At 74.4% G+C, this 23,845-nt stretch carries 18 protein-coding genes and 2 pseudogenes; 7 read left to right on the forward strand and 13 right to left on the reverse strand.

What is annotated here, in order from left to right; translation table 11 throughout:
- Window positions 1–155: 155 nt before the first annotated feature.
- Window positions 156–1,307 (forward strand): annotated as a pseudogene (locus Q3W71_RS13455) (SAM-dependent methyltransferase); the annotation flags it as partial.
- A gap of 278 nt (window positions 1,308–1,585) precedes the next feature.
- Window positions 1,586–2,002 carry a helix-turn-helix domain-containing protein gene (locus Q3W71_RS13460; protein ID WP_302919583.1) on the forward strand — a complete coding sequence of 139 codons (417 nt, stop codon included), beginning with the start codon at window positions 1,586–1,588 and terminating at the stop codon, window positions 2,000–2,002.
- 13 nt (window positions 2,003–2,015) lie between these two features.
- On the opposite strand, the gene Q3W71_RS13465 is transcribed toward Q3W71_RS13460, so the two are convergent.
- The 3 genes from Q3W71_RS13465 to Q3W71_RS13475 form a co-directional block, all read right to left on the reverse strand.
- Window positions 2,016–2,963 carry a hypothetical protein gene (locus Q3W71_RS13465; RefSeq protein ID WP_302919584.1) on the reverse strand — a complete coding sequence of 316 codons (948 nt, stop codon included), beginning with the start codon at window positions 2,961–2,963 and terminating at the stop codon, window positions 2,016–2,018.
- Between the two features lie 389 nt (window positions 2,964–3,352).
- On the reverse strand, window positions 3,353–5,500 hold the full coding sequence (locus tag Q3W71_RS13470) for a RecQ family ATP-dependent DNA helicase (RefSeq protein ID WP_302919585.1): 2,148 nt from the start codon (window positions 5,498–5,500) through the stop codon (window positions 3,353–3,355).
- A 56-nt stretch (window positions 5,501–5,556) separates the two neighbouring features.
- Window positions 5,557–7,584, reverse strand: a complete 2,028-nt coding sequence (locus Q3W71_RS13475; protein WP_302919586.1) for an AfsR/SARP family transcriptional regulator — start codon at window positions 7,582–7,584, stop codon at window positions 5,557–5,559.
- A gap of 146 nt (window positions 7,585–7,730) precedes the next feature.
- Here Q3W71_RS13475 and Q3W71_RS13480 point away from each other — a divergent pair, with 146 nt between their 5' ends.
- Window positions 7,731–8,558: a hypothetical protein gene (locus Q3W71_RS13480; RefSeq protein ID WP_302919587.1), complete on the forward strand. Its 828-nt coding sequence runs from the start codon at window positions 7,731–7,733 to the stop codon at window positions 8,556–8,558.
- Window positions 8,559–8,622: 64 nt separating this feature from the next.
- On the opposite strand, the pseudogene Q3W71_RS13485 reads toward Q3W71_RS13480, so the two are convergent.
- From Q3W71_RS13485 to Q3W71_RS13510, 6 genes and pseudogenes are all read right to left on the reverse strand, one after another.
- A pseudogene (locus tag Q3W71_RS13485) lies at window positions 8,623–8,747 on the reverse strand (SDR family oxidoreductase); the annotation flags it as partial.
- 101 nt (window positions 8,748–8,848) lie between these two features.
- A complete protein-coding gene (locus tag Q3W71_RS13490; RefSeq protein ID WP_302919588.1) occupies window positions 8,849–9,967 on the reverse strand; it encodes a branched-chain amino acid ABC transporter permease in 1,119 nt (372 codons plus the stop codon).
- Entirely contained in the window at window positions 9,964–10,854 is an 891-nt protein-coding gene (locus Q3W71_RS13495) for a branched-chain amino acid ABC transporter permease (protein ID WP_302919589.1), read from the reverse strand. The genes Q3W71_RS13490 and Q3W71_RS13495 overlap by 4 nt, the downstream gene beginning before the upstream one ends.
- Complete coding sequence (locus Q3W71_RS13500) at window positions 10,854–11,621, reverse strand: ABC transporter ATP-binding protein (RefSeq protein ID WP_302919590.1); 768 nt, start codon at window positions 11,619–11,621, stop codon at window positions 10,854–10,856. The genes Q3W71_RS13495 and Q3W71_RS13500 overlap by 1 nt, the downstream gene beginning before the upstream one ends.
- On the reverse strand, window positions 11,622–12,365 hold the full coding sequence (locus tag Q3W71_RS13505) for an ABC transporter ATP-binding protein (protein WP_302919591.1): 744 nt from the start codon (window positions 12,363–12,365) through the stop codon (window positions 11,622–11,624).
- Between the two features lie 3 nt (window positions 12,366–12,368).
- Window positions 12,369–13,574, reverse strand: a complete 1,206-nt coding sequence (locus Q3W71_RS13510; RefSeq protein ID WP_109906123.1) for a substrate-binding domain-containing protein — start codon at window positions 13,572–13,574, stop codon at window positions 12,369–12,371.
- Window positions 13,575–14,361: 787 nt separating this feature from the next.
- Between Q3W71_RS13510 and Q3W71_RS13515 the strand changes: the two genes are divergently transcribed.
- The gene (locus Q3W71_RS13515; protein WP_302919592.1) at window positions 14,362–15,117 is read left to right on the forward strand and encodes an SDR family oxidoreductase; all 756 of its coding nucleotides are present in this window, start codon (window positions 14,362–14,364) and stop codon (window positions 15,115–15,117) included.
- A gap of 73 nt (window positions 15,118–15,190) precedes the next feature.
- Window positions 15,191–16,111 carry an RNA polymerase sigma-70 factor gene (locus Q3W71_RS13520; protein ID WP_302919593.1) on the forward strand — a complete coding sequence of 307 codons (921 nt, stop codon included), beginning with the start codon at window positions 15,191–15,193 and terminating at the stop codon, window positions 16,109–16,111.
- A 54-nt stretch (window positions 16,112–16,165) separates the two neighbouring features.
- Here Q3W71_RS13520 and Q3W71_RS13525 read toward each other — a convergent pair whose 3' ends face one another.
- Entirely contained in the window at window positions 16,166–17,284 is a 1,119-nt protein-coding gene (locus Q3W71_RS13525) for a glycerophosphodiester phosphodiesterase (RefSeq protein ID WP_302919594.1), read from the reverse strand.
- A 143-nt stretch (window positions 17,285–17,427) separates the two neighbouring features.
- On the opposite strand from Q3W71_RS13525, the gene Q3W71_RS13530 reads away from it, so the two are divergent.
- Window positions 17,428–18,762 (forward strand): TrkH family potassium uptake protein, encoded by a 1,335-nt coding sequence (locus Q3W71_RS13530; protein WP_302919595.1) that lies wholly within the window; start codon window positions 17,428–17,430, stop codon window positions 18,760–18,762.
- Window positions 18,752–19,420, forward strand: a complete 669-nt coding sequence (locus Q3W71_RS13535) for a TrkA family potassium uptake protein (RefSeq protein WP_302919596.1) — start codon at window positions 18,752–18,754, stop codon at window positions 19,418–19,420. Before Q3W71_RS13530 ends, Q3W71_RS13535 begins: the two co-directional genes overlap by 11 nt.
- Window positions 19,421–19,456: 36 nt before the next feature.
- Here the strand turns inward: Q3W71_RS13535 and Q3W71_RS13540 are convergent, their stop codons facing one another.
- From Q3W71_RS13540 to Q3W71_RS13550, 3 genes are all read right to left on the reverse strand, one after another.
- Window positions 19,457–21,076: a serine/threonine-protein kinase gene (locus tag Q3W71_RS13540; RefSeq protein WP_302919597.1), complete on the reverse strand. Its 1,620-nt coding sequence runs from the start codon at window positions 21,074–21,076 to the stop codon at window positions 19,457–19,459.
- Between the two features lie 71 nt (window positions 21,077–21,147).
- On the reverse strand, window positions 21,148–22,701 hold the full coding sequence (locus tag Q3W71_RS13545; protein ID WP_302919598.1) for a fused MFS/spermidine synthase: 1,554 nt from the start codon (window positions 22,699–22,701) through the stop codon (window positions 21,148–21,150).
- A 36-nt stretch (window positions 22,702–22,737) separates the two neighbouring features.
- Window positions 22,738–23,742, reverse strand: coding sequence for a hypothetical protein (locus tag Q3W71_RS13550; protein ID WP_302919694.1), 1,005 nt, complete (start codon window positions 23,740–23,742; stop codon window positions 22,738–22,740).
- Window positions 23,743–23,845: the final 103 nt, after the last annotated feature.

Consider the following 23,845-nt stretch of genomic DNA (forward strand, 5'->3'; position numbering starts at 1 on the left):
TGCCGCCCTTGACGTCGCCGAACGCGGCCGGCCTGGCGTGCGGGTGGTTCGGCTCTACCGACAGGAGGCGCACCGGAGGCGCGGAGCGGTGTGGCGTAGCGCGACTCACGCGCACCCGGTTCGGGCCGGGCGCGATCGAGCAGGAAGATGGAGCAATGCCGGAACCGCTGGACGCCGCCCTGACCGAGGTGCGGTCGCTGCTGCTCGACCCCGCGCTGACCCGGGCGGTCGCCGCCGGACGCCGGCGCGGCCAGCGCCCCTCGGTGGTCCGGGCCGAGCTGCGCCCGGTGGCGCTGAAGGCCGGCCCACGGTTGCAGATCTCGACCTCGGACGGGGCCCGGCCGTACACCCGCAACGTCGCCCCGGGCCCGGAGGCGGCCGAGGCGGTGGACGCGCTGCTGGCCGAGCCGTTCGGCAACTGGCACGTGGAGACGGCCGGGGCGACCCTGCAACTGCGGGTGACCAAGTCCGGCGAGGCGCAGGTGCACCGGTCGGCGGCGAGCCGGCCGACCGCCGAGCCGGCCGGGCACGACCGGGCCAAGGACTACCTGCTCGACCCGGGTGACCCGATCTTCGCCGAGATCGGCGGCTCGGCGGCGAAGCGGCGCCAGGTGGACGCGTTCCTGCGGGCGCTGGCGGCCACCCTGCCGGACGACCTGACCGGCCGGCTGCGCGTGGTCGACCTGGGCTGCGGCAACGCGTACCTGACCTTCGCGGCGTACCGCTACCTCACCCAGCGCGGGCTCGACGTGGAGCTGGTCGGGGTGGACGTCCGGGAGGACCAGCGCCAGCGCAACACCGAGCTGGCCGAGCGGCTCGGCTGGGCCGACCGGGTCCGCTTCGTGGCCGGCACCATCGCCGACGCGGTGGTCGAGCCCGCCCCCGATCTGGTGCTGGCGCTGCACGCCTGCGACACCGCCACCGACGAGGCGCTGGCCCGGGCGGTGCGCTGGCGGGCCCGCTGGGTGCTCGCCGCGCCCTGCTGCCACCACGACATCGCGGCCCAGCTGCGCGCCCGGCCGGCGCCGGCGCCGTACGAGCTGCTGACCCGGCAGGGCATCCTGCGCGAGCGCTTCGCGGACGTGCTCACCGACGCGCTGCGCGCCGGGCTGCTGCGGCTGCACGGCTACCGGACCGAGGTGGTGGAGTTCGTCGACTCCCGACACACCCCGCGCAACCTGCTGATCCGCGCCCGCCGCACCGGCGCCGAGCCGACCGGGACGCAGCGCGCCGACTACCGGGCGCTGGTCGACCAGTGGGCGGTCACGCCACGGCTGCAGACCCTGCTCGCGGAAGCGCCGCCGGCGCCCGCCCGCACGCCCGCGGACCCGCCGCCCGGCACGCCGGCGGACCCGCCGACCGGAACGCCAGCGGGCACGACAGCCGCCAGGCCGGCCAACACGCCAACCGGGGAGCCGGCGGACACCGCGTAGGACGCCCGGCGCGGCACCGGCGGCCGGCTTCGGGGCGAGAAAAGTCCCGCCGGCGGGACGGTCTGGTCGATCAGTCAATTGCTTCCGCGCCGGGCCGTACTACCCTCGGAGGCGCACCGTCGGTGCCGGTCGGGAGGAGAGAGCCCGCAGGAATGGGCGCGGCAGACGTATCACCACAGATGGCGTTCGCACGGTTCGTGCGGCGCGCCATCGACGACGCCCGCGAGGAACGCGGGTGGACCGTCACGGATCTGGCCGCGCACACCGGCGTGGGCCGCTCGACCGTCTTCCGCTGGCTCGCCGGCGACTGGCAGGACTACCCGGAGCTGGCCAAGGTCCGCGGCTTCTGCGCCGCGCTCGACCTACCGGTCGCCGCCGCCTTCCGCGCCCTCGGCCTGCCCGACGCCGGCCCCACCCCGCGCCGACGTACCGATGACGGCCCGGTGGAGGCCGACGTCCGGGTGATCCTGCAACGGCTGGCCGACCCGACGGTGCCGCTCGAGGAGAAGCACCACATCCGCGACCTGCTGCGCTACCTCGCCCGCCGCCCGATCCGCCGGGCCGGCTGAACCGGCACCACCGTCAGGGGACGGTGACGGTGAACTCGGCGGTGCGTACCTCGCCGGCCACCTGGAAGTCGAGGTAGAGCCGGTACCGGCCGGGGCCGGGCGTGGTCAGCCAGAAGCGGACCGCCCCGTCGACCAGCTCCGGCTCCGGGTGCACGTGCAGGTAGCCGAGGTCCCCCTCACGCAGCGCCACCAGGTGCCCGTACGCCCCGAGGTAGCGCTCCAGCACGGGGGTGCTGCCGCCGGCGGCGGTGATCCGGAAGGTCAGCGGCACGGTCAGCCCGGCCTGCGGGGTGCCCGCGACGCCGACGGTGAACCCGTCGACGGTGGCGGAGGTGGCCGGCGCGGGCAGCGACCGCGGGGCGTAGTCGCCGGGCGCGACCAGGTCCACCCCGAGAGTCACCGGGACCTGCTGGCCGTCGTCGGCGACGGCGGTGAAGTCGGCGTACGCCCGCCAGACGCCGGCCTGCGGCAGGGTCAGCGGCACCGACCAGGTGCCGTCCGCCGCCATGCTCGGGTGCAGGTGCTGGTAGCCGGTCAGGTCCCGGCGGACCACGATCAGGTGCATCGGCTTCTCGTGCACCACCGCGAACCGGGTGACCGCCCGGCGCTGCGCGTCGCGCACCTGGAAGCGCAGTTCGCCTTCCCGGCCGGCGGTGAACTCCCCGCTCAGCGGGGTGAGCGTGTAACCGGACGCGGTGACCGCCAGGCCGGCCGCCTCTGCCGCGGCACTCTGGTCGGCGCCGTGCTCGTGGGCTCCGGTGCCGGGGGCGTGGGTGTGGTCGGCGAGCGCGCTGTCCAGCCCGGTGCCGGCCGGCGGCCCGTCGCCGTTGATCCGGCCCAGCCCGAAGCCGAGCAGGACGGCCAGCACCAGCCCGCCGACCACCAGCGCCAGCCGGACGGTGCTCCCGTCGGGTCTGGCGAGGTCGCGCTCTGGCGTCGCCGGCGTGCCGGGCTCGGTCATGGCGCCCACGCTACCGTCGTGACCAGCGACGATCGCCGGGTGGCGGCGCGGGGTGGCGACCGTCGCAATCCGCCCGGCCCGGGAACTTTCCGGCCGGTCGCGGCCGGCGTGCTGAGGCCAAGCCCGCGGCCGGGTCACCGACCGCCCCGGGCGGGCCGGCTGGGGCCCCGAGCGGTTCCCCGCCGGCCAGCCCTCGGGCGGTCGGCGTCGGCGGGGCACGCAGCGGAGGTCCAGCAGCGGCCCACGCTGCGGGCGTGGCCCGCAGGTCCCTTCCCCGGGTGCCGGGGCTACGGGGTCGCCCAGGCCAGACCGGCGCAGGGATCCAGCTCGACCGCCCGCAGCGATCGCGGGCCACACCCCGAACCCACGAACGCCCGCCGCCGAGCCGGTCAGCCGGCGATGGCCAGGGCGAGCGGGAGCACGTCGGGGGCGCCGGCCCGGCGCAGTTCGCGGGCGGCCATGGTCATCGTCCAGCCGGAGTCGACCAGGTCGTCGACGAGCAACACCGGCCCGTCCAGCCCGGCCAAGGCTTCGGCCAGGTCGTCCGGCACGGTGATCGCGCCGTGCAGGGCGCGTACCCGCTGGGCGCTGTTGCCGCGCGGCCCGCCGGCCGGACCGGCCGCCGTCACCTGCCCGAGCAGCGGCAGCCGCCCGACCGCGGCGATCCGCTCGGCCAGCGAGCCGACCAGCCGGGGCCGGCGGCGCGAGCCGACCGCGACCACCCCGACCGGGCGGCGCGGCCAGGGGTCGTCGCCGTGCGCCCACGCCTTGAGCACCTCGACCACGGCGGCGGCCACGTCGTCCGGCACCGGCCCGTCGTCGGCCTCCGGCCCGACCAGGCCGCGCAGCCGCCCGCCCCAGCCCAGGTCGGAGAGGCGACCCACGGCCCGGCCGGGCAGCGCCTGCTCGCCGGGGGCGATCCGGCCCTTCAGCGGTACGCCGACCGCGTCCAGCCCGGTCGGCCAGAGCTTCTTCGGCGGGATCTCCACCCCGGGCCGGCCGAGGAAGGTCTGCGCGGCGGCCAGCGCGGCGTCGGACACCTCGGGCGGGAACAGCGGGCCGGCGCACCGGTCGCACCGGCCGCAGTCGCCCGCCCCGCTGTCGTCCAGGCACTCCCGCAGGTAGCGCATCCGGCAGTCGGGCGTGGTCGCGTACTCCCGCATGGCCTGCTGCTCGGCGGTGCGCGTGGCGGCGACGCGGCGCAACCGGGCCTCGTCGTAGACCCAGGGCTCGCCGGTGGCGAGCCAGCCGCCGCGGACCCGGCGGACCGCGCCGTCCACGTCGAGCACCTTGAGCATCAGCTCCAGGCGCGCCCGGCGCAGGTCGACGATCGGTTCCAGGGCCTGGGTGGAGAGCGGCCGGTCGGTGTGCAGCGCGGCCAGCACCGCGCGGACCTGCTCCTCCGGCGGGAAGGCGAGCGAGGCGAAGTAGCGCCAGATGGCGGCGTCCTCCGGGCCCGGCAGCAGCAGCACCTCGGCGTGCTCGACGGCCCGGCCGGCCCGACCGACCTGCTGGTAGTACGCGATCGGCGAGGGCGGCGCGCCGAGGTGCACCACGAAGCCGAGGTCCGGCTTGTCGAAGCCCATGCCCAGCGCGCTGGTGGCGACCAGCGCCTTGATCTTGTTGTCCAGCAGGTCCTGCTCGGCCGCCCGCCGGTCCGCGTCGTCGGCCTGCCCGGTGTACGCGGCGACCGGATAGCCGCGCGAGCGGAGGAACTCGGCGGTCTCCCCCGCCGCCGCCACGGTGAGCGTGTAGACGATGCCGGAGCCGGGCAGCCGGTCCAGGTGGTCGGCGAGCCAGGCCAGCCGGTGCGCCGGGCCGGGCAGCTCGACCACGCCGAGCCGCAGCGACTCCCGGTCCAGGGTGCCGCGCAGCACCAGCGCGTCGCCCAGCTGCTCGGCGACGTCGGCGGTGACCCGGGCGTTGGCGGTGGCGGTGGTGGCCAGCACCGGCGTGCCGTCGGGCAGGTTGCCGAGGAAGGTGCGCAGCCGCCGGTAGTCGGGCCGGAAGTCGTGCCCCCAGTCCGAGACGCAGTGCGCCTCGTCCACCACCAGCAGCCCGGTGGTCGCGGCCAGCCTCGGCAGCACGGTGTCCCGGAAGTCGGGGTTGTTCAGCCGCTCCGGGCTGATCAGCAGCACGTCGACCGCGCCGGCGTGGATCTCGGCGGTGATCTCGTCCCACTCGTCGAGGTTGGCGGAGTTGATGGTCCGGGCCCGGATGCCGGCCCGGGCGGCCGACTCGACCTGGTTGCGCATCAGCGCCAGCAGCGGCGAGACGATCACCGTCGGCCCGGTCCGCGGCCCGGCGGCGGGGCTGTCGGCGGTGGGGCCGTCGGTCTGCCGCAGCAGTGCGGTGGCCACGAAGTAGACCGCCGACTTGCCCCAGCCGGTGCGCTGCACGCAGAGCACCCGCCGCCGGTCGACCACCAGCGCCTCGATGGCCCGCCACTGGTCCTCGCGGAGCCGGGCGTGCTCGCCGGCCAGCCGCCGCAGCACCGCCTCGGCTCGTTCCCGTACCGCCGCCCGATCCTGGCTCATCCGGCATTTCTACCAGCGCCGGGTGACCGCACCGCGGTTCGCGCCGGAGGTTCCGGTCACGATCCGGCCGGCGGCGGCGGCTCGGCCGCCGGGGCCGCCGGCGTCGGAGGGAGGAAGAACAGCAGTTCCCGGAGCCGGTCGGTGGCGGTCGGCGGCAGCAGGCAGCGACCGGCGAGTTCCTCCAGGGAGGCGTACGGGCCGCGCAGCCAGCGGTCGACGGTGAGCTGGCGGCACTGGTCGGCGGTCAGCCCGGGCAGGCCGGCGAGCACCTGATCCGGTACGGCGTTGACGTCGATCAGGCCGCCGTCGTCGAACGTCCGGGGCAGGTCGGGCCGGCCGATCCGCAGTTCACCGCGGGCCGCCGGGTAGTGGTAGAGCAGGTACCGGGCGTGTTCCCGGCGGATCCGCCGCTCCTCCTCGGCGCGGAACCTGGCGCTGCCCTGGCCACCGGTGAGCGCCGCCCAGACCCCGCGGCTGAGCAGCACCACGTGCGCCGCCCCGATCAACCAGGTGACCAGCGCCAGGCCGAGGAAGATCACCGCCTCGGTACCGGGCACCTCGGCGTCCGGGTCCTCCAGGTTGAGCATGCTCACCTCGACCACGACGGCGACCAGGTAGCCGACGCCGACGAGCGCCAGCCGCCAACTGCGCCGCCAGGCGGCGTAGGTCAGCATCACCAGCCAGGTGAAGCAGCCGAAGGAGAGCAGGACCAGCGCGGTGCCCGCGATGGTGGCGGTCGCGCTCGCCCAGCCCGGCGACGGCGTCCGCTGGCGCTTGCCGGCTGGGGGCGGACCCGTGGCGGGCGGGGGCGGGAGGACCGGCGGTGGACCGTACCCGGGCAGGGGCGCGCCCCCGGGCGGCGAGCTGACCGGCGGCGGCCCGGCGGGCGGCGGCACGGCGGCTGACGGACCGGACGGCGACGGCACGGCGGCCGGCCCGTCGGACGGCGACAGCACGGCGGCCGGCGAGGTGGCTCCCGGCTGGGGTGTCGTGCCCGGCGGTGCGCCCGGCGGTGGGCTCGACGGAAGGAACGCCCCGGCGGGCGATGCCAGCGGTGTGGCCGCCGGGTCGGACGGCCGTAACGCGGCAGCCGGCGATCCCAGCGGCGAGGCCGGCGCGGCGGGCGAGGCCGGCGCGGCGGGCGGTGCCGGTGACCCGGCGGCGGGCGGTGCCGGCGCTGGTGCTGCCGGGGGCGGTCCGGCCGGCGGGGACGCGGGAGCCGCCGGCGGCTGCTGCGGCGGGGCCATCTCGACGGCGGCCGGCGGCGGGGCTACCTCGACGGCAGCCGGCGGCAGTGCGGCCGCGGTGGGCGGGACGAGCGCCGGGTCGGAGCGGAGCATCCGCCGGTGCAGGTCCTGGAGCGCGTCGCCCGGCTCGATGCCGTACTCGTCGCGCAGCATCTCGTCGAACTCCCGGTAGGCGGCCAGCGCCTCGGCCTGCCGCCCGCTGCGGTACAACGCCAGCATCAGCTGGTGCCGCAGCCGCTCCCGCACCGGAAACTCAGCGGTCAGGTCCACCAGCTCGCCGATCAGCTCGCGATGCCGGCCCAGCCACAGCTCCAGGTCGGCCCAGCTCTCCAGGGCGCTGGCCCGCAGCTCGACCAGGCGCTGCCGGGCCGACTCGAAGTACGGCCCGGCGAAGCCGGTGAACGGCTCGCCCTGCCACAGCTCCAGGATGGAGCGCAGCTCGCCGACCGCCTCGGCGGCCCGGCCCACCGCGCGGAGCCGCTCGGCCCGGCGCAGCCCGCGCTCGAACCGCACCGCGTCGACCCCCTCCGGCCCGACGCGGAGCTGGTAGCCGGCGTCGGTCAGCGTCAGCACCTGGCCCGGGCTGCGCGGTGACCGCTCCGGCTCGATCACCCGGCGCAGCCCGGCGACGTACTTCTGCACCACGTTGGTGCCGTTGGCCGGCGGCTCGTCCGGCCAGACCGCGTCCACGATCTGCGCGGTGGTGACCGGGCGCCCGGCGGCGAGCAGCAGCACGGCCAGCACGGCACGCTGCTTGCCCGGCCCGAGGTCGAGTTCCCGCTCGCCGTACCAGGCCCGCTGGGGCCCGAGAATCTCGAAGCGCAGCGTCCCTGACATGCGAGTTTCCCGCTCCTGACACCCCCGCTGCGTGCGCCACGGCAGTGCACGGCAGTCGGACCGCAGCATAGCGGCAGTGGTTCGGCCGTACCGGCCGGCAGCATCGGTCCGGCAGAGGCCACACCGCGTGGAGGAAAGAGATCATGATGACGAACGGAACCGGCCGTGCCGGCACCGCCCGGCGCCGCGCCGGCGCCCTGGCCGCGGTTCTCACCGCGACCACCCTGGTCGCCGGTTGCGGCGCGACCGGGGCGGACTCCGGGGCCGGCGGGACCGCCTCGGCGAGCCCGACCGCCACCGGCAAGCAGGCGCTCCTCGCGGCGGTGCCGGACGGCAGCGAGGGCGCGTTCCGGTTCTCCGGCAAGGACGCCACCTCGGACCTGTCCGGCGTGGTGGACCCGGACGCGAAGGGCATCGACCTCACCGCCGCCGTGAAGGACCCGGAACACGGCTTCACCACGCGCATGTCGTTCCTGGTGGTCCAGGACCGGATCTGGATGAAGGTCAAGTTCACCGGCACCGAGGGGCTCACCGGCCTGCCCAAGCTGCCGAACCGCTGGATGGAGCTGGACCGCGCCAAGCTGACCGATCCGGACTCCACCCCGACCTACGAGGGGGTGGACATCGGCAACGCCGGGCCGATCATCGAGGCCGCCACCACCGTCGAGGAGAAGGGCGACCGGACGTACGCCGGGATCGTCGACGTCAGCGGCGGCGAGGCCGCCAAGGCGGTCGGCGAGGAGGAGGTCGCCGCCCTCGGCGACGCGGCCCGGCAGGTGCCCTTCACCGCCGTCGTGGGCGCCGACGGGAACCTCGCCTCGCTCACCCTGGCGGTGCCGGCCGCCGGTACGGCGGAGGCCTGGACGTACGTGGTGAAGTACGCCGACTACGGCTCGGCGCCGAAGCTCGCCGCGCCCAGCGGCGACGCCGCCCAGCCGGCACCGAAGCTGGCGTACCAGATGCTCAACGGCTGAGCGTCGACGTGTCGACCGGGTGCCGCGGCCGCACGGGGGGCCGCGGCACCCGGTCGCGTCGCGGTCAGCGGCCGAGCACGGAGCCGCCATTGACCCCGAGCACCTGACCGGGTCCACGTAGCCGGCGGCCGGGCTGGCCAGGTAGCGGACGGCGGCGGCGACGTCGTCCGCTACGCCGGCCCGCCCGACCCCGCCGATCATGAAGTTAGCGTCACCGCCATCGGCGTGTCGCGCCGATAACTTCATGATCGACGGGGGCGGGCCCGGGGGCGGGGGGCCGGGGGGTTGGGTTAGGGGTGGGGGTGGAGGGTTTTGCGGAGGTGGGTCAGGCGGGGGGCGAGGCTGGCGAGGCCGCCGGGGAAGAAGTAGACGGCCAGGATGAAGACGGTGCCGAGGACGAAGAGCGGCTGGGAGAGCGGGCGGCTGAGGATCGCGGGCAGGGCGTCCACCGCGTCGCTGGTGCCGAAGGCGACCAGCCGGTGGTCCAGGTACATGTAGAGGATGCCGCCGAGCACCGGGCCCCACCGGGTGCCCGGCCCGCCGAGCACCACCATGACCAGCAGCGACAGGGTCAGCTCGGAGGAGGTGATGTGCGGCGAGGCACCGCCGACGATCAGGCAGTAGACCACCCCGCCGGCCGCCGCCAGCCCGCCGGCCAGGGTGAACGCGACCAGCTTGAACCGGTACGGGTCGAGCCCGAGCACCCCGACCCGCCGCTCGTCGTCGCGCAGGCCGGCGAGCACCCGCCCGGTCGGCGAGCCGCTCACCCGGTGCACCACGAAGATCACCACGACCAGGTACGCCAGCGCCAGCCAGTAGAGGTTGACCGTGTTGGCCACCCCGACCAGCGCCGGGGGCAGGCCGGAGACGTCCAGCGGTAGCCCCTCCTCGCCGCCGGTGAGCCCGCCGAAGTCCCGGGCCACCAGGATCGCGCCCACCTGGGCGAAGGCCAGCGTCACCATGGCGAACGCGATGCCGACCGTGCGCAGCGCGACGGCGCCGAGCAGCGCGGCGAGGATCGTGCCGCCGGTGATGGTCAGCACCGCGGCCTGCCACAGCGGCAGCCCGGCCTTGGTGACCAGGATGTCCGTGCCGTAGACACCGGCCGCGAAGTAGAGCGCGTGCCCGAAGGAGAGCATGCCGGTGCGGCCGAAGAGCAGGTCGTAGCCGGCCGCCAGGCCGCCGAAGACCAGGCACACGGCGAGCAGTTGCAGGGTGCCGGGCGAGTTCAGCGGGCCCTCGAAGATGCCCGGCAGGTGCACCGTCGAGTACGGCAGGATCAACGCCACCACCAGCGCGACCAGCGGCAGGAACGGGCGCACCCGGTGCCACCGGCCGGTGTCCGGCGTCAGTTCGGCGGGCACCGCCGCCGGCGGCGCCGGAACCTCGGGACTCTTGACCTCGGTCATGCCGTTGCCACCTTTCCGGCGATGCCCTGCGGGCGCAGCAGCAGCACCACGGCCAGCAGCGCGACCACGCAGATGTCGCCCAGCCCGGAGGTGCCGTAGTAGTTCACGAACTGTTGCAGCAGGCCCACCGCGACCGCCGCGTACGCGGACCCGACCACCGAGCCCATCCCGCCGATCACCACCACGATGAACGCGAAGATCAGCAGCGAGCCGCCCTGCCCCGGCGAGACGGTGCCGAAATAGACGCCGCCGAGCGCGCCGGCCAGCGCCGCGGCCGCCCCGCCGATCGCGAAGACCAGGGTGAACGCCTTGCGCACGTCGATACCGAGCGCGGTCACCATCTCCCGGTTCTCCACCCCGGCCCGGATCACCAGGCCGTAGCGGGTCCAGCGGAGGAAGGCGAGGATCGCGCCGAGCACCACCACCGCGGCGATGATCAGCAGCAGGCCGCCGTTGGGCACCTGCGCGCCGAGGACCCCGGTCACCTGCCGGGTCCAGTCGGGGCGCGGGAAGGGCCGGGCGTCCGCGCCCCAGGTGGCCTGGAGCAGCGCCACCCCGGCCAGCGACAGGCCGACGGTGACCAGCACCTGCTCGATGGTGCGCGAGTAGAGCGGCCGGATCAGCACCAGCTCGACCAGCACCGCCACCAGCGTGCCGGCGGCCACCCCGAAGGCGACCGCGAGCAGGAAGCCGAACCCGTCGCCGCCGGCGCCGGGCAGGTTGCCCGCCGCCCACCAGGTGGCGTACGCGCCGACGCCGAGGAACAGCCCGTGCGCGAAGTTGAGCACGTCGGCCAGGCCGAACACCAGCGAGAGCCCGGAGGCGACCAGGAAGTAGAGCGCGGCCAGGCCGAGCCCGGTCAGCGTCAGCAGGACGATCGTGTCCATCAGTGCCCGTCCTTCCCGCCGGCCGGCCCGCCGGACGCGGCCGGCGCGTGCCCCTCGGCGGAGCCCACGCCGAGCAACGACTTGGTCAGCGCGGTCTCCAGCAGCAACCGCTGCGCGTCCCCGGCCCAGGCCACCTGACCGGCGGCCAGCACCACGGCGCCGCGGGCGAGCCGCCGGACCACCGCCAGGTTCTGCTCGACGAGCAGCACCGGCACGGACTCGGCGACCCGTTCGAGCACCTCGGCCACCTCGGTCACCACCTTCGGGGCCAACCCCTTGGTCGGCTCGTCGACCAGCAGCAGCCGGTTGTCGTTGAGCAGCACCCGGCCGATGGCGAGCATCTGCTGCTGCCCGCCGGAGAGCGAACCGGCCCGCTGCCGGCCCCGCCGGTCCAGCTCGGGGAAGAGCGCGTACACCTTGTCGTACGCCGGGGTGGTGCCGCGCCGTTCGGCGAGCCGCAGGTTCTCCGCCACGGTGAGCCCGGCGAAGACGCACCGGTCCTCGGGCACGTAGCCGAGCCCGCCGCGGACCAGCCGGTGGGTCGGCCGGGCCAGCAGGCTCTGCGCGCCCATCCGGATGGCACCGCGCACCTCCCCGCCGCGCGGGGTGAGCCCGACGATGGCGCGCAGGGTGGTGGTCTTGCCGACGCCGTTGCGGCCGAGCAGCACGGTGACGCCGGTCGGGGCGACGGTGAACGACACCCCCTGGAGGATGTGCAGCCCGGCGATCCGGACCGACAGGTTCTCCACCTCGAGAATGGGTTCCATCTACAGTGACTCCCCCAGGTAGGCCTCTTGCACGGTGGGGTTGGCCATCACCGTCTCCGGGGTGTCGCAGGCCAGCAGCGCGCCGTGGTGCATCACCGCGATCCGGTCGGCCAGCTCCAGGATCACGTCCATGTGGTGCTCCACCATCAGCACCGACCGGCCGCTGTCGCCGGTCAACGACCGGATCACCGCGACCAGTTCCGGCACGTCCTCGGCGCTGACCCCGGCCATCGGCTCGTCGAGCAGCATCACCCGCGGCTCGCCGGCCAGCAGCAGCGCGATCTCCAGCTTGCGCTTCTCGCCGTGGGCCAGCGTGCCGGCGAGCGCCGTACCCCGGTGGGCGAGGCCGACGCGGTCCAGCGCCGCGTCGGCGGCGGCGGCCACCTCCCGGTCGGCCGCCGCTCGCCGCCACAGCTTCATCGAGCCCCCGCGGTGCGCCTGTACGGCGAGCCGCACGTTCTCCCGCACGCTGAGCGAGCCGAAGACCGAGGACGCCTGGAAGGTACGGCCCAGTCCGAGACGGGCCCGCCGGTGCGGCGGCAGGGACGAGATGTCCTGCCCGTCGAGGGTGACCCGTCCCTCCGTGGCCCGGCGCAGGCCGGTGATCAGGTTGAACAGTGAGGTCTTGCCGGCGCCGTTCGGCCCGATGACGCCGAGGAACTCCCCGGGCGCCAGGTCGAGGTAGACGCCGTCGACGATGGCGACCTCACCGATCCGCCAGGTCAGACCGCGGGTGGCGAGCATGGTTCAGCCCTTCATCGCCACGGCCGGCGGCGCGCTCTCGTCGCCGGTGAGGCTCTTCTGCGCGGTGGCCGTGAAGGTGGTGCCGCTGCCGGTCAGCTTGGCCTGGAACATCGGCTGGAGCAGGGCGTGGTCCTCGGCGCGGATGGTCATCTTGCCCTTCACGCCGTCGAAGCTCCAGCCCTCCAGCGCGGTGACCATCTTCTCGACGTCGTCGCCGCCCTCCTGCACGGCGCGGACGACCATCTGCGCGGCGGCGAAGCCGTCCGGGTGGAACAGGTCGAGGGTGCCGCCCGGGATCTTGGCCTTGGCGGCCTTGGTGGCCTCGTTGTCGGTGGCCCCGTCGAAGTAGTGCGACAGGAACGAGATCTTGCTGCCGGCCGCGCCGAAGGTGGGCCAACTGGCGCGGATGTCCAGGCCGGTGACGACGGTGGTGGAGGAGAGCACACCCTGCTGGTCGAGGGTCTGCCACATGGCCGGGGCGGTGGTGCCGGCCCAGGCGACGAAGAGCAGGTCCGGCTTGGCGGCCTTGATCTGGCTGGCGAACGGGGTGAACTCGGTGGCGCTGGCCGGGGCCCGGACGCTGCTGACGGTCGCGCCGGCGCCGCCGATGACGGTCTTCACGGCCGCCTCGTTGGCGTCGCCGAAGGCGCCGTCCTGGGCGAAGACCACGACCTTCTTGCCGGCCGGGTCGCCGATGAACGACTTGGCGGTCAGCACGTCCTGGTACGACTGCCGCCCGGACCGGAAGGTGTACTTGTTCGCGCCGGTCACCGCGTCGGTCGCGGCCGGCCCGGAGATGAAGAGCACCTTGTTCTGCGCGGCGATCGGCGCGACCTGGAGGGCCACCCCGGACGCCGTCGAACCCGCGATGATCTTGTGTCCCTTGCCGATCAGGTCCTTGGCCGCGGAGACCGCCTTCGCCGGGTCGCCGGCGTCGTCGACCTCGGTGATCTCGATGGACCGGTCGCCGACCTTGTTGGTGCCCTTGGTGGCGAAGTCGAGGCCGGCCTTGAACCCCTCGATGTACTGCTTGCCGTAGCTGGCCAGCGCTCCCGACTGGGAGTAGACCAGGCCAACCTTGACCGGGGCGGCGCTGTCGCCGCCACCGGAGGCGGTGTCCTGCGGGCTGCCACAGGCCGTGGCGGCGAGCGCCGCGGCCATCATCGTGGCGGTGGACAGGAACACCCGCCGCGTCGTCCGGACCGTCATTGCGACTCCACGTGAGGACTCGGAGGGAAGGGAACTCGTTTGTCGGCTCACGCTAGAAGTGACGTCACGCACGGGCTATGTGGCCGAAACACACAAGTAACAGGGGTGGGATGGCCGACCGTAACAGCCTCCGACCTGCGACGGTGACGGCGTACCGGCGCGATGGGCGCGGCAGCCATGGCCGAAACCGGGCATGTGTCGCACCCCGCCACCGCCCCCCGCCGAACGCGGTACGCCGCCGACCCGTCCCGCGGCCCGGCCGGTGGCCGACGCAGGACCGCCCACCACTTTCGGGTGCCCGCACGGCGACCTCGCGGGCACCCCGGCCCGCACTCGATAACGTCCTGTCGAGCTGCCCCTACAGACGGGGCATCCTCGGGCCACCCTGGTCCGGACCCGGCGAGGCAGCACGATCATGCTCGATCAATGTTGTGGTGGCTTCCCACCGCACCCGAGGCCACTACAACAAGGAAACAGCGCGATCTTCGCGGGTGCCCCCGCCGCGCCGCCCAGACGGGACGCGCCGTCGGGAGTCCCAGGCGGGACGCTCCGGCGGGAGGCCCCCGGCGGGACACCCCCGGCAGGACGCCCCGACACCCCCGGCGGGACGCCCCGGCGGTGGTCCGGTGCGTGGGGCAGCTCGTAAGCGTCCCCGGGCACCTGTCGCCGCCGCGGGGATGGGCCAGCTCACGAACGGCTGGCCGGTTGTCACGAATCGCCGCCCTGTCCGGTCGTAGGTGCTTGACTGCGGCGTGAGGTGCCGCGGCAGGAAGGGAAGAGATCGATCATGAAGATCGTCGTCATCGGCGGCAGCGGACTCATCGGCAGCAAGGTGGTGGCCATCCTGGAGGGGCAGGGCCACGAGGTGGTCGCCGCGTCCCCCAAGACCGGCGTCAACACCCTGACCGGTGAGGGCGTCAAGGAGGCGCTGGCCGGCGCGGACGTCGTCGTCGACGTGTCCAACTCGCCGTCGTTCGAGGACTCGGCGGTGCTGGACTTCTTCCAGACCTCCACCCGCACCCTCCTGGCCGCCGGGGCCGAGGCCGGCGTCGGCCACTACGTGGCCCTGTCCATCGTCAACTGCGACCGCATCCCGGACAGCGGCTACATGCGGGCGAAGGTCGCCCAGGAGAAGCTGGTGACCTCCGCCGACATCCCGTACTCGATCGTGCGGGCCACGCAGTTCATCGAGTTCGTCCCGGGCATCGTCGCGGCCGGGGCCGACGGGGACGCCGTCCACCTCTCCCCGGCGCTCATCCAGCCGATCGCGGCCGACGACGTCGCGGCGACGGTCGCCGAGGTCAGCCTCGGCGACCCGGTGAACGGCATCGTCGAGGTCGGCGGCCCGGAACAGTTCCGGCTCGACGAACTCGGCCGCGACACCCTGGCCGCCCAGGGGGAGGCCAAGGAGGTGGTCACCGACCCGGAGGCCCGGTACTTCGGCGCGCGGCTTCAGGAGCGCTCGCTGGTGACCTCCGACGGGGCGCGGAAGGGCACGACGACGGTGGCGCAGTGGCGCCAGCGGGCCGGCCAGCGGGCGTAACCCCGCGGTGGTGCGCACGCGGTGGGCCCACCTCCCCGCGCCGGCCCACCGCGGCGCCCGCTACGTTGGGCGCATGGTGAGCGGTCGGGCGGACGCCGACGGCGCCGCGCCCGCACCCGGACGCCCGGCCGTGACGGCGGACGACCTCACCGAGTTCCTCGCCATCCGCCCGCGCCTGTTCGGGATCGCCTACCGGATGCTGGCCAGCGTCACCGAGGCCGAGGACGTCGTGCAGGACGCCTGGCTGCGCTGGCAGGGGACGGACCGCCGGAAGGTCGACAACCCGGCCGCCTTCCTGACCACCACGACCACCCGGCTGGCCGTCAACGCCGCCGGCTCGGCACGGGCCCGCCGCGAACGGTACGTGGGGCCGTGGCTGCCGGAGCCGGTGGACACCAGCGCGGACCCGACGCTCGGCGCCGAACGCGCGGAGGCGCTGGACGCCGCCGTCCTGCTCCTGCTGGAGCGGCTCACCCCGACCGAGCGCGCCGCGTACGTGCTGCGGGAGGCCTTCGACTACTCGCACCGCGAGATCGCCGGGGTCCTCGACACCACCGAGGCGAACGCGCGGCAGCTGGTCAGCCGGGCCCGCCGGCACCTCGCGACGCGACGGACCGCACCGGCGTCCCGGGCCGAGCGGCGGCGGCTGGTCGAGACGTTCGTCGCGGCGGCCCGGGACGGGGACCTGGCCCGGCTGGAACGGCTGCTCGCCGAGGACGTGGTCGCCCGCTCGGACGGCGGCGGCCGGGTACCCGCCGCGCGCAAGGACGTCAGCGGGCCCGCCCGGGTCACCAACCTGCTGGACAACGTCTGGCGCAAGTACTGGCGTGCGTCGACCTTCCGGATCGTCGAGGCCAACGGCGAACCGGCGCTGCTGGTGGCGGACGCCGACGGCAGGCCGGAGGCCGTGGTCGCCCTGGACGCCACCGACCGGCGGATCTCCCAGCTGCTGATCATGGTCAATCCGGACAAGCTGCAGGGGTTCGCCGGCTGAGCACGGCGCCGGCCCGCCACCGTGGCACGGTGACGGGCCGGCGGGCGGTCCGGGTCAGCGCTGGCCGAGTCCGGCGCGGGCGGCGACGGCGGTGTCCGGGTGGTCGGCGAAGACCCCGTCCAGGCCCAGGCCGAGGAAGAGTTCGTACTCGGCCTGGATGTCGCCCCGGGCGTTCGGGTCGGTGCCGATCCGGAAGTCCGCCGGCAGGAACTGGTTCTCGGCGCGGAACGTCCAGGCGTGCACCACCAGCCGTTCCCGGTGCGCGTCCCGGACCAGGGTGGTCGGGGCGAGCAGCTTCCCGGCGGCGTCGCGCGGCACGATCAGGTTCTTGTTCGCCCCGACGCCGTCGGCGTACCGGGCGATCCACGCCAGGCCGGCCGGCTTCGCCAGGTCCTGGTAGGTGCGGGTGTCACCGGCGACGGTGAAGTCGTACGGGCGGCCGCTGGCGTCGAGCAGCTGGGCGAGCCGGACGTCGATCATCCGGTCCAGCTTGCGCAGGTTGGCGGTCTCGAAGGACTGCACGATCACCGGCGAGTTCTTCCGGGTCAGCCGGTTCGCCCGGAGCACCCGCACCAGCGGCTCCTCCAGCGGCAGCCCGATCGAGGCGAAGTAGCTGGGGTGCTTGGTCTCCGGGTAGACGCCGATGGTGCGGCCCCGTGCCCGCCCCTCGGTTCGGGCGAGGTCGATGACCTCCTGGAGCGTGGGCACCTCGAACCGGCCGTCGAAGGCGGTGTTGGCCACCCGTACCTGCGGCAGCCGCTCCTTGGCCCGCAGCGTCTTCAGCTCGGCGAGGGTGAAGTCCTCGGTGAACCAGCCGGTCACCCGGGTGCCGTCGATGGTCTTCGTGGTCCGGCGGGCGGCGAACTCCGGGCGGGCGGCCACGTCGGTGGTACCCGAGATCTCGTTCTCGTGCCGGGCCACCAGCACCCCGTCCGAGGTGGAGACCAGGTCCGGCTCGATGAAGTCGGCGCCCTGCCGGATGGCCAGCCGGTACGCCTCCAGGGTGTGCTCGGGCCGGTAGCCGCTGGCCCCGCGGTGGGCGATCACCAGCGGGCGGCCGCCGGCCTTCTCGCTGCCCGTCGCCGGACCGGCCGCCGCGCCGGTGGTGGGCACGGCCACCACGGCCGCGAGCAGGGCGCCGGCCAGGCCGAGGGCGGAAAGGGTACGTCGCAACGCCGTCTCCTGTCGTCGTCGAGGAACGCCCTCAGCAGACCCGTCCGGGTTGTCCGGCAGTTGGTCGACGACTGGCCGACAGGTGAACCCTCCGGGATACCGGTTTCGACACCCCGATCCGGGCGGAACAGGAAGATTGTCTGGTGCGCCGGTTTCTTCGTCACCCCGTACGGCTGGTGCCGTTCGGTTTCCTGGCGACGATCCTGCTCGGCACCGGCCTGCTGATGCTGCCCTGGGCGACCACCGAGCACCGGTACACCCCGTTCATGACCGCGCTGTTCACCGCGACCTCGGCGGTGTCGGTGACCGGCATGGCGGTGGTCGACACCCCGAACTACTGGACCGAGTTCGGCCTCGTGATGATCACCGTGCTGACCCAGGTCGGCGGGATCGGCATCGTCACCGGGGCCACCCTGGTCATCCTGGTGGTGGCCCGGCGCCTCGGGCTGCGCAACCGGCTGCTGGTGCAGGCCGAGACCCAGGAGTTCGGGTTCGGCGACGTCCGCCGGCTGCTCATGCGCATCGCCGCCACCTCGCTGATCTGCGAGGCGGTGATCGCGACGATCCTCACCGTCCGGCTCGCGGTCAGCTACGACTACCCGCTGGGCCGGGCGCTCTGGCACGGCGTCTTCCACGCCGTGCAGGGCTTCAACAACGGCGGGTTCGCGCTCTACTCCGACAACCTGGTCGGGTTCGCCACCGACGCCTGGGTCACCCTGCCGCTGGCCGTCGGCGCGATCATCGGCGGGCTCGGTTTCCCCGCGCTGTTCGAGGCGGTCCGGGAGTGGCGCGAACCGGACCGCTGGGCGGTGGGCACCAAGCTGACCGTCTGGGGCAGCCTGGTGCTGCTCCTGGTCGGCTTCCTCGCCCTGCTCGTGGTGGAGTGGGGCAACCCGCGCACCCTGGGCCCGTTCAGCTGGCCGGACAAGCTGCTCGCGGCGTTCACCCAGGACGCGTTCGTCCGCACCGGCGGGTTCAACGTGGTCGACACCAGCGGCCTCGGCGAGGAGACGTACCCCACCCTCGTCGCGCTGATGTTCATCGGCGGGGGCAGCGCCAGCACCGCCGGCGGGATCAAGGTGACCACGTTTTTCCTGCTCGCGTTCGTGATCTGGGCGGAGCTGCGCGGCGAGCCGGACGTGACGATCGGGCACCGCCGGGTGGCCACCGCCAGCCAGCGGCAGGCGATCACCGTGGCGCTGATCAGCGTCGCGCTGGTGGTGGTCGGCACGGTGGGGCTGATCGTGATCACCGAGGGGGTCCCGTTCTACGCCGCGCTGTTCGAGGTGACCTCGGCGTTCACCACCACCGGGCTCTCCGTCGGCGTCGCCCCCACGCTGCCGGAGAGCGGCCAGCTCGCCCTCATCGCCCTGATGTACATCGGCCGCGTCGGGCCGCTCACCCTCGGGTCGGCGATCGCCCTGAACACCCGGCGACGGCTCTACCGCTACCCGGAGGAGCAACCCATTGTCGGCTGACCGCAGCAACGACGGCGGCATCCTGGTGATCGGGCTGGGCCGGTTCGGCGGCTACCTGGCCGAGTCGCTGACCCAGCTCGGCCACGAGGTGCTCGCCGTCGACCGCAATCCCGATCTCGTGCAGCGCTGGTCCGACCAGCTCGACCGGGTGGTGCAGGCCGACGCCACCGAGGAGGACGCGCTGCGCCAGCTCGGCGCGTCCGACTTCCAGAGCGCGGTGGTCGCCATCGGCGCCTCGGTCGAGGCGAGCGTGCTCGCCGTGCTGGCCCTGGTGGAACTCGGCGGGCCGCAGGTGTGGGCCCGGGCCACGTCCACCAAGCACGCCAAGATCCTGGCCTCGGTGGGCGCGCACCACGTGATCTTCCCGGAGGCGGAGACCGGTGAGCGGGTGGCCCACCTGATCGTCAGCAAGATGCTCAACTTCATCGAGTTCGGCGAGGACTTCGCCATCGCCAAGGTACGCGCGCCGGAGAGCCTCGCCGGCCGGTCACTGGCCGAGGTCCGGCCGGCCGAGCGGCACGGGGTACGCGTGGTCGGGGTGCAACTGCCGGGCGAGCGGTTCCACTACGCCACCGACGACACCGTGGTGCTGCCGGGCAGCACGCTGATCGTCGAGGGAAGCATCGATCAGGTGCAGCGCTTCGCCGCGCTGACCTGAGTCACCTACCCTTGCCGCCCTCCCCCTTGCCCTTGCCTAGTTTCGCCCTTTTCCCGGACCACCGCCCGCTCCCTTGCCCTTGCCCTTGCCCGCACCGCGGTCGTCGGTCTTCGCCGTGCTGCCGCCGCCGGTCCTGGTGCTGGTGACCTTCTTCTTCGGCGGGGCCTTGGTCGCCGCGGGCTTGGGGGCCGTGCTGGGCACCGCACCGGCCACACCGGACACCCGCACCCCGCAGGTCTCCTCGCCGATGCGGAACTCCACCGGCAGCGGGTTCGCCCCGGTGTGCCGGCCGGTCAGGGTGAGCTTCTCGGCCGCACCGGGCGCCAGCGCGGTCCGCTGCGGCGCCGGCCGCACGGTCACCGTGCTGCCCTGCTGGCTCACCGGCGCGGGCACCGCCTTCGTCACGGTCTGCTGGCCGGGGAAGGTGAAGCTCATCGTCCAGTCCCGCAGTTCCCGGTCACCGGTGTTGGTGAGGGTCAACTCGGCGGTGAAGTCCTTGCCGGTGTCGGCGCGCAGCGCGTACGCCACCTGGCAGGAGGCGGGCTTCTCCACCCCCATCCGGGCCGGCGTGGGCTCCTCGACGCCGCCGCTGGCCGGGCTGCGCGAGGTCAGCCCCCACAGCGACGCGGTCACCGCGACCAGGCCGGCGGCGGCCACCCCGGCCTCCACCCGCCGGCGCCGGGCCACCGCCCGGCGGTTGCGGGTACGCGAGAACGGCAGCGCGTCGGTCGCCGCCGACCAGGGCAGGATGGTGGTGCCGGCGCTGGCCAGCGCGGCCGGGTCGGCCGGCGCGGCCGCCGGGGAGACCGGCACCGCCGGGATCATGCCGGCCGCCTCGGCGAGGGTGGCGGCCACCTCGGCGGTGGCCGGCCGGTCCTCCGGGCGCTTGGCCAGGCAGCGGCGCACCAGGTCGGCCACCTCGTCGGCCAGCCCCGGCACCGGCGGCATCGGCTCGGGGTCGTTGTACATGTGCGCGCGCAGCATCTCGGTGGTGGTGCTGGCCTGCCAGGGCAGCCGGCCGGTGAGCATCCGGTAGAGCAGCAGGCCGACCGCGTACACGTCGGTGGCCGGCGAGACCTGGCCGTTGTCCAGCCGCTCCGGCGCCAGGTACGCGGGCGTGCCGAGCAGCGCCCCGTCCGGACCCTTCTCGCTCTCCCCGACCAGCGCCGAGATGCCGAAGTCGACCACCTTCACCCCGGTGGGGGTCAGCATCACGTTGCCCGGGGTCACGTCGCGGTGCACCACCCCGCGGGCGTGCGCGGTGGCCAGTGCCGAGGCGACCTCGGCGCCGATCGTCACCGCCTCCCGCCAGGGCAGCTGCCCGCCGCGGCGCAGCCGGCCGCTCAGCGACTCCCCGTCGATCAGCTCCATCACCACGTACGGCACGGTGAGCCCGACCTGCTCGGACTCGCCGTAGTCGTACACGTTGGTGATGTTGGGGTGGCAGAGCCGCGCGGCGGCCTGCGCCTCGATCCGGATCCGGTGCCGGAACGCGCGGTCGCTGGCGAGCCGGGAGGCGAGCACCTTGACCGCCACCTGCCGGCCGAGCACCTCGTCGTAGCCGCGCCAGACCACTGACATGCCACCCGCGCCGAGCTGCTCGATCAGCCGGTACCGCTCACCGAGCAGTTGCGCGCCCTTCTGGACCCCACCCATGGTCAGCGTTGTTGCCCCGGCGGGCCCGGACTACACCTCCACGGTCGGAATCGGTCAGTGATGTCACCCGTTCAGGCGGTGGCGAGCAGTTGGTCCACCGGGGCGTAGTCGTCGGTGAGCACCAGCGCGTCGCCGACGAACGCGGCCAGCTCCGCGCCGGACAGCAGGTTCGTCGCCTCGTCGAGGGTGTCCAGCCGGGCCCGCACCGCGTCCAGCGGCAGCGGGGCGTCGGAGGCCACGATGAGGAAGTTGGACCCCTGCTCGCCGGCGAACGCGGCCGGCGGGGCGATCACCGCGACGTGCCGGAACTCGGCGGCGACGGTGGCCAGTTCGCTGCGGATGAAGCGCAGCGGCGGGTAGTCGATGACGTTCTGCACGTAGACGCCGCCCGGGCGGGTCACCCGGCGGATCTCCGCGGCCATCTCCCGGGTGGCCAGGTGCCAGGGCACCACCAGGTGCCCGAAGGCGTCGCCGACCACCAGGTCGCGGCTGTCGCCCGGCTCGCCGGCGACCAGCATCCGGGCGTCACCCACCACCGCGCGCAGCGCCGGCCCCTGGCGTACGCCCAGCTCGCGCTCGCCCAGCTCGACCAGCCCGCCGTCGATCTCGAAGACCACGTTGTCGGTGCCCGGCCGGGTCGCGGTCAGGTAGCCCGGCACGGTGAACCCGCCGCCACCCAGGTGCAGCGCGTCCAGCCGTTGCCCGGGCGGCGCCACCACGTCGGCCACCGCCCCGATCCACTGGGTGTACGCGTACTCCAGGTGGGTCGGGTCGGCGAGGTCCACGTAGGAGTGCTGGGCCGAGTTGAGCAGCAGGGTCCGTCCGCTGCCGCGGTCCGGGTCGGCCTCGACCCGGGCGCAGTGGTACGCCGTCTCGATGTCGCACGGGTTCGGGGCGACGGTGGTCAGCCCCGCCCCGACCAGGCCGAGCACGGCCAGCGCGGCCCTGGCCCGGGCCGGGCCCGGCGTGGCGGTGCGGTCCCGGCGGCGCAGCCACACCCCGAGGGCGAGCCCGGTGATCCCGAGCGCGGCGGCCAGGGCGAACAGGATGACCGTGCTGGGCAGGGCGGCGACCAGCACGAAGCCGGTGCCCAGGGTGGCCGTGATGCCGCCCAGCGTGCCGATGCCGGAGAGCCGGCCGACCACCTGCCCGGTGCGCCGCAGGTCGGCCAGTTGCAGCTTGACCACCAGCGGGGTGACCGCGGCCAGCAGCGCCGCCGGCACGAAGACGGCGAGCGCGACCAGCAGCAGGATGGCCGTCGCCGCGCCGCCGCGCAGCACCTCGCCCGCGTACCGGACGACCGGCAGGGTCACCGCGGTGGCGATCCCGGCCAGCACCAGCGCCGGGGCCAGCAGGGTGCGCGGGTCCCGCCGGTCGGCCAGCCAGCCGCCGGACCACGCCCCGTACGCGATGGCGGCCAGCGCGATGCCGATCACCGAGCTGGTCACCTGGAGGGTCACCCCGACGTACGGACCGACCAGGCGCAGCGCGACCGTCTCCAGCACCAGGACGGCGCCGCTGGAGAAGAAGACCAGGAACGCGGCGAGGCCGTTGGGCAGGGCCCGGCCGGTGGCCGGCTCGGGCTGCGCGGGCGGTACCGCGACATCGGGCGATGGGGAGTTCACCGTCGCGATGGTACGCAGCGAACCCGGCGGTCCGGGTCAGTACATCGAGAGATGAACATGGTTCGTATGGTCGGCGGCCGGACTGCCGCCACCGCTGTACGAGCGCCAGCCGGTGCCGGGATGCCAGATCTGCCGGTACCAGATCACGTAGAGCACGCCGAGCCGGCTGGCGTTGCGCACGTGCCAGGCGGCCAGGCTGTCCCCGTACGCCTTGTCCCCGCCGGTCGCGGTCCGGTCCTCGAACCCGCCGGCGGCGGCGGAGAAGTCGCAGGCCCGGCCCTTCGGATGCTCGCCGGAGCCGCCGCTGCGGTAGCAGGAGACGTAACGCTTGTAGCCGGCCGCCTTGGTCTGCTGGAGGGCGTTGAGCGTGCGCGGCGTGATGCAGCCGGAGGTGGTCGGGTCGTTCACCGAGCAGGACTCCGACGGCCAGGAGCCGTCCGGGTTCCGGGGCGCCGGCTTCGCCGAGGTCGAGATGGCCCCGCTGAAGCCGCCGCTGCCACCGCCGCTGACCGCGGCCAGCGCGGCCTCGGCCTCCTTCTTCTTCTTGGCCATGATGGCGAGCTGCTTCTGCTGCTCGCGCACCTCGGTGTCGAGGGCGATCTTCGCCTGCTGCGCCTGCTGGCGCGCCTCGGCCAGCTCGCGCAGCCGCTTGCCGTCGCGCTGCGCCATCAGGTCCAGGTTCGCCGCCCGCTCCAGGAACGCCACCGGCGAGGCGCTGTTGAGCAGCATCGACGCCGGGGTGAGCCGGCCCACCCGGTAGGACTGCGCGGCCACCTCGGCGACCTGCTCGGTCAGGTCGCCCAGCCGCGCCTCCAGCCCGGTCAGCTCCCCGACCAGCTCCTTCTGCCGGCGCTTGGAGTTGTCGAGCTTCGCCTTGGCCTCGAGGTGGGCCTTCGCGGTGGCCTCCAGGGCGTCCCGGAGCTTCTTGGTGCCGCCCTCGTTCGGCTCCGCGTACGCGGGCACGGCGCCCAGGCCGAACACCAGCGCGACGGCGGCGAGCAGGGCGATCAGCGGGCGGCGGCCACGACGCCCGGCGGGCATGGTCCTGGGCACGACAGCATCCTTCCGTCAGCCGCCGGCCCCCGTGGTACCGCTGCGCGGCGGCGGTCGCCGCCGGCGCCGGTCGGCGGCCTGCTGGCGGAGA

Source organism: Micromonospora sp. C28SCA-DRY-2 (assembly GCF_030519475.1).
Lineage (GTDB): Bacteria > Actinomycetota > Actinomycetes > Mycobacteriales > Micromonosporaceae > Micromonospora.

Bases quoted from the DNA above. Each gene is read 5' to 3' on its own strand.
- Q3W71_RS13480 (WP_302919587.1), top strand. From the start codon at position 7,731: ATGACGAACGGAACCGGCCGTGCCGGCACCGCCCGGCGCCGCGCCGGC.
- Q3W71_RS13500 (WP_302919590.1), bottom strand. From the start codon at position 11,621: ATGGAACCCATTCTCGAGGTGGAGAACCTGTCGGTCCGGATCGCCGGG.
- Q3W71_RS13495 (WP_302919589.1), bottom strand. From the start codon at position 10,854: ATGGACACGATCGTCCTGCTGACGCTGACCGGGCTCGGCCTGGCCGCG.
- Q3W71_RS13490 (WP_302919588.1), bottom strand. From the start codon at position 9,967: ATGACCGAGGTCAAGAGTCCCGAGGTTCCGGCGCCGCCGGCGGCGGTG.
- Q3W71_RS13510 (WP_109906123.1), bottom strand. From the start codon at position 13,574: ATGACGGTCCGGACGACGCGGCGGGTGTTCCTGTCCACCGCCACGATG.
- Q3W71_RS13520 (WP_302919593.1), top strand. From the start codon at position 15,191: ATGGTGAGCGGTCGGGCGGACGCCGACGGCGCCGCGCCCGCACCCGGA.
- Q3W71_RS13470 (WP_302919585.1), bottom strand. From the start codon at position 5,500: ATGAGCCAGGATCGGGCGGCGGTACGGGAACGAGCCGAGGCGGTGCTG.
- Q3W71_RS13465 (WP_302919584.1), bottom strand. From the start codon at position 2,963: ATGACCGAGCCCGGCACGCCGGCGACGCCAGAGCGCGACCTCGCCAGA.
- Q3W71_RS13550 (WP_302919694.1), bottom strand. From the start codon at position 23,742: ATGCCCGCCGGGCGTCGTGGCCGCCGCCCGCTGATCGCCCTGCTCGCC.
- Q3W71_RS13540 (WP_302919597.1), bottom strand. From the start codon at position 21,076: ATGGGTGGGGTCCAGAAGGGCGCGCAACTGCTCGGTGAGCGGTACCGG.
- Q3W71_RS13505 (WP_302919591.1), bottom strand. From the start codon at position 12,365: ATGCTCGCCACCCGCGGTCTGACCTGGCGGATCGGTGAGGTCGCCATC.
- Q3W71_RS13515 (WP_302919592.1), top strand. From the start codon at position 14,362: ATGAAGATCGTCGTCATCGGCGGCAGCGGACTCATCGGCAGCAAGGTG.
- Q3W71_RS13460 (WP_302919583.1), top strand. From the start codon at position 1,586: ATGGGCGCGGCAGACGTATCACCACAGATGGCGTTCGCACGGTTCGTG.
- Q3W71_RS13475 (WP_302919586.1), bottom strand. From the start codon at position 7,584: ATGTCAGGGACGCTGCGCTTCGAGATTCTCGGGCCCCAGCGGGCCTGG.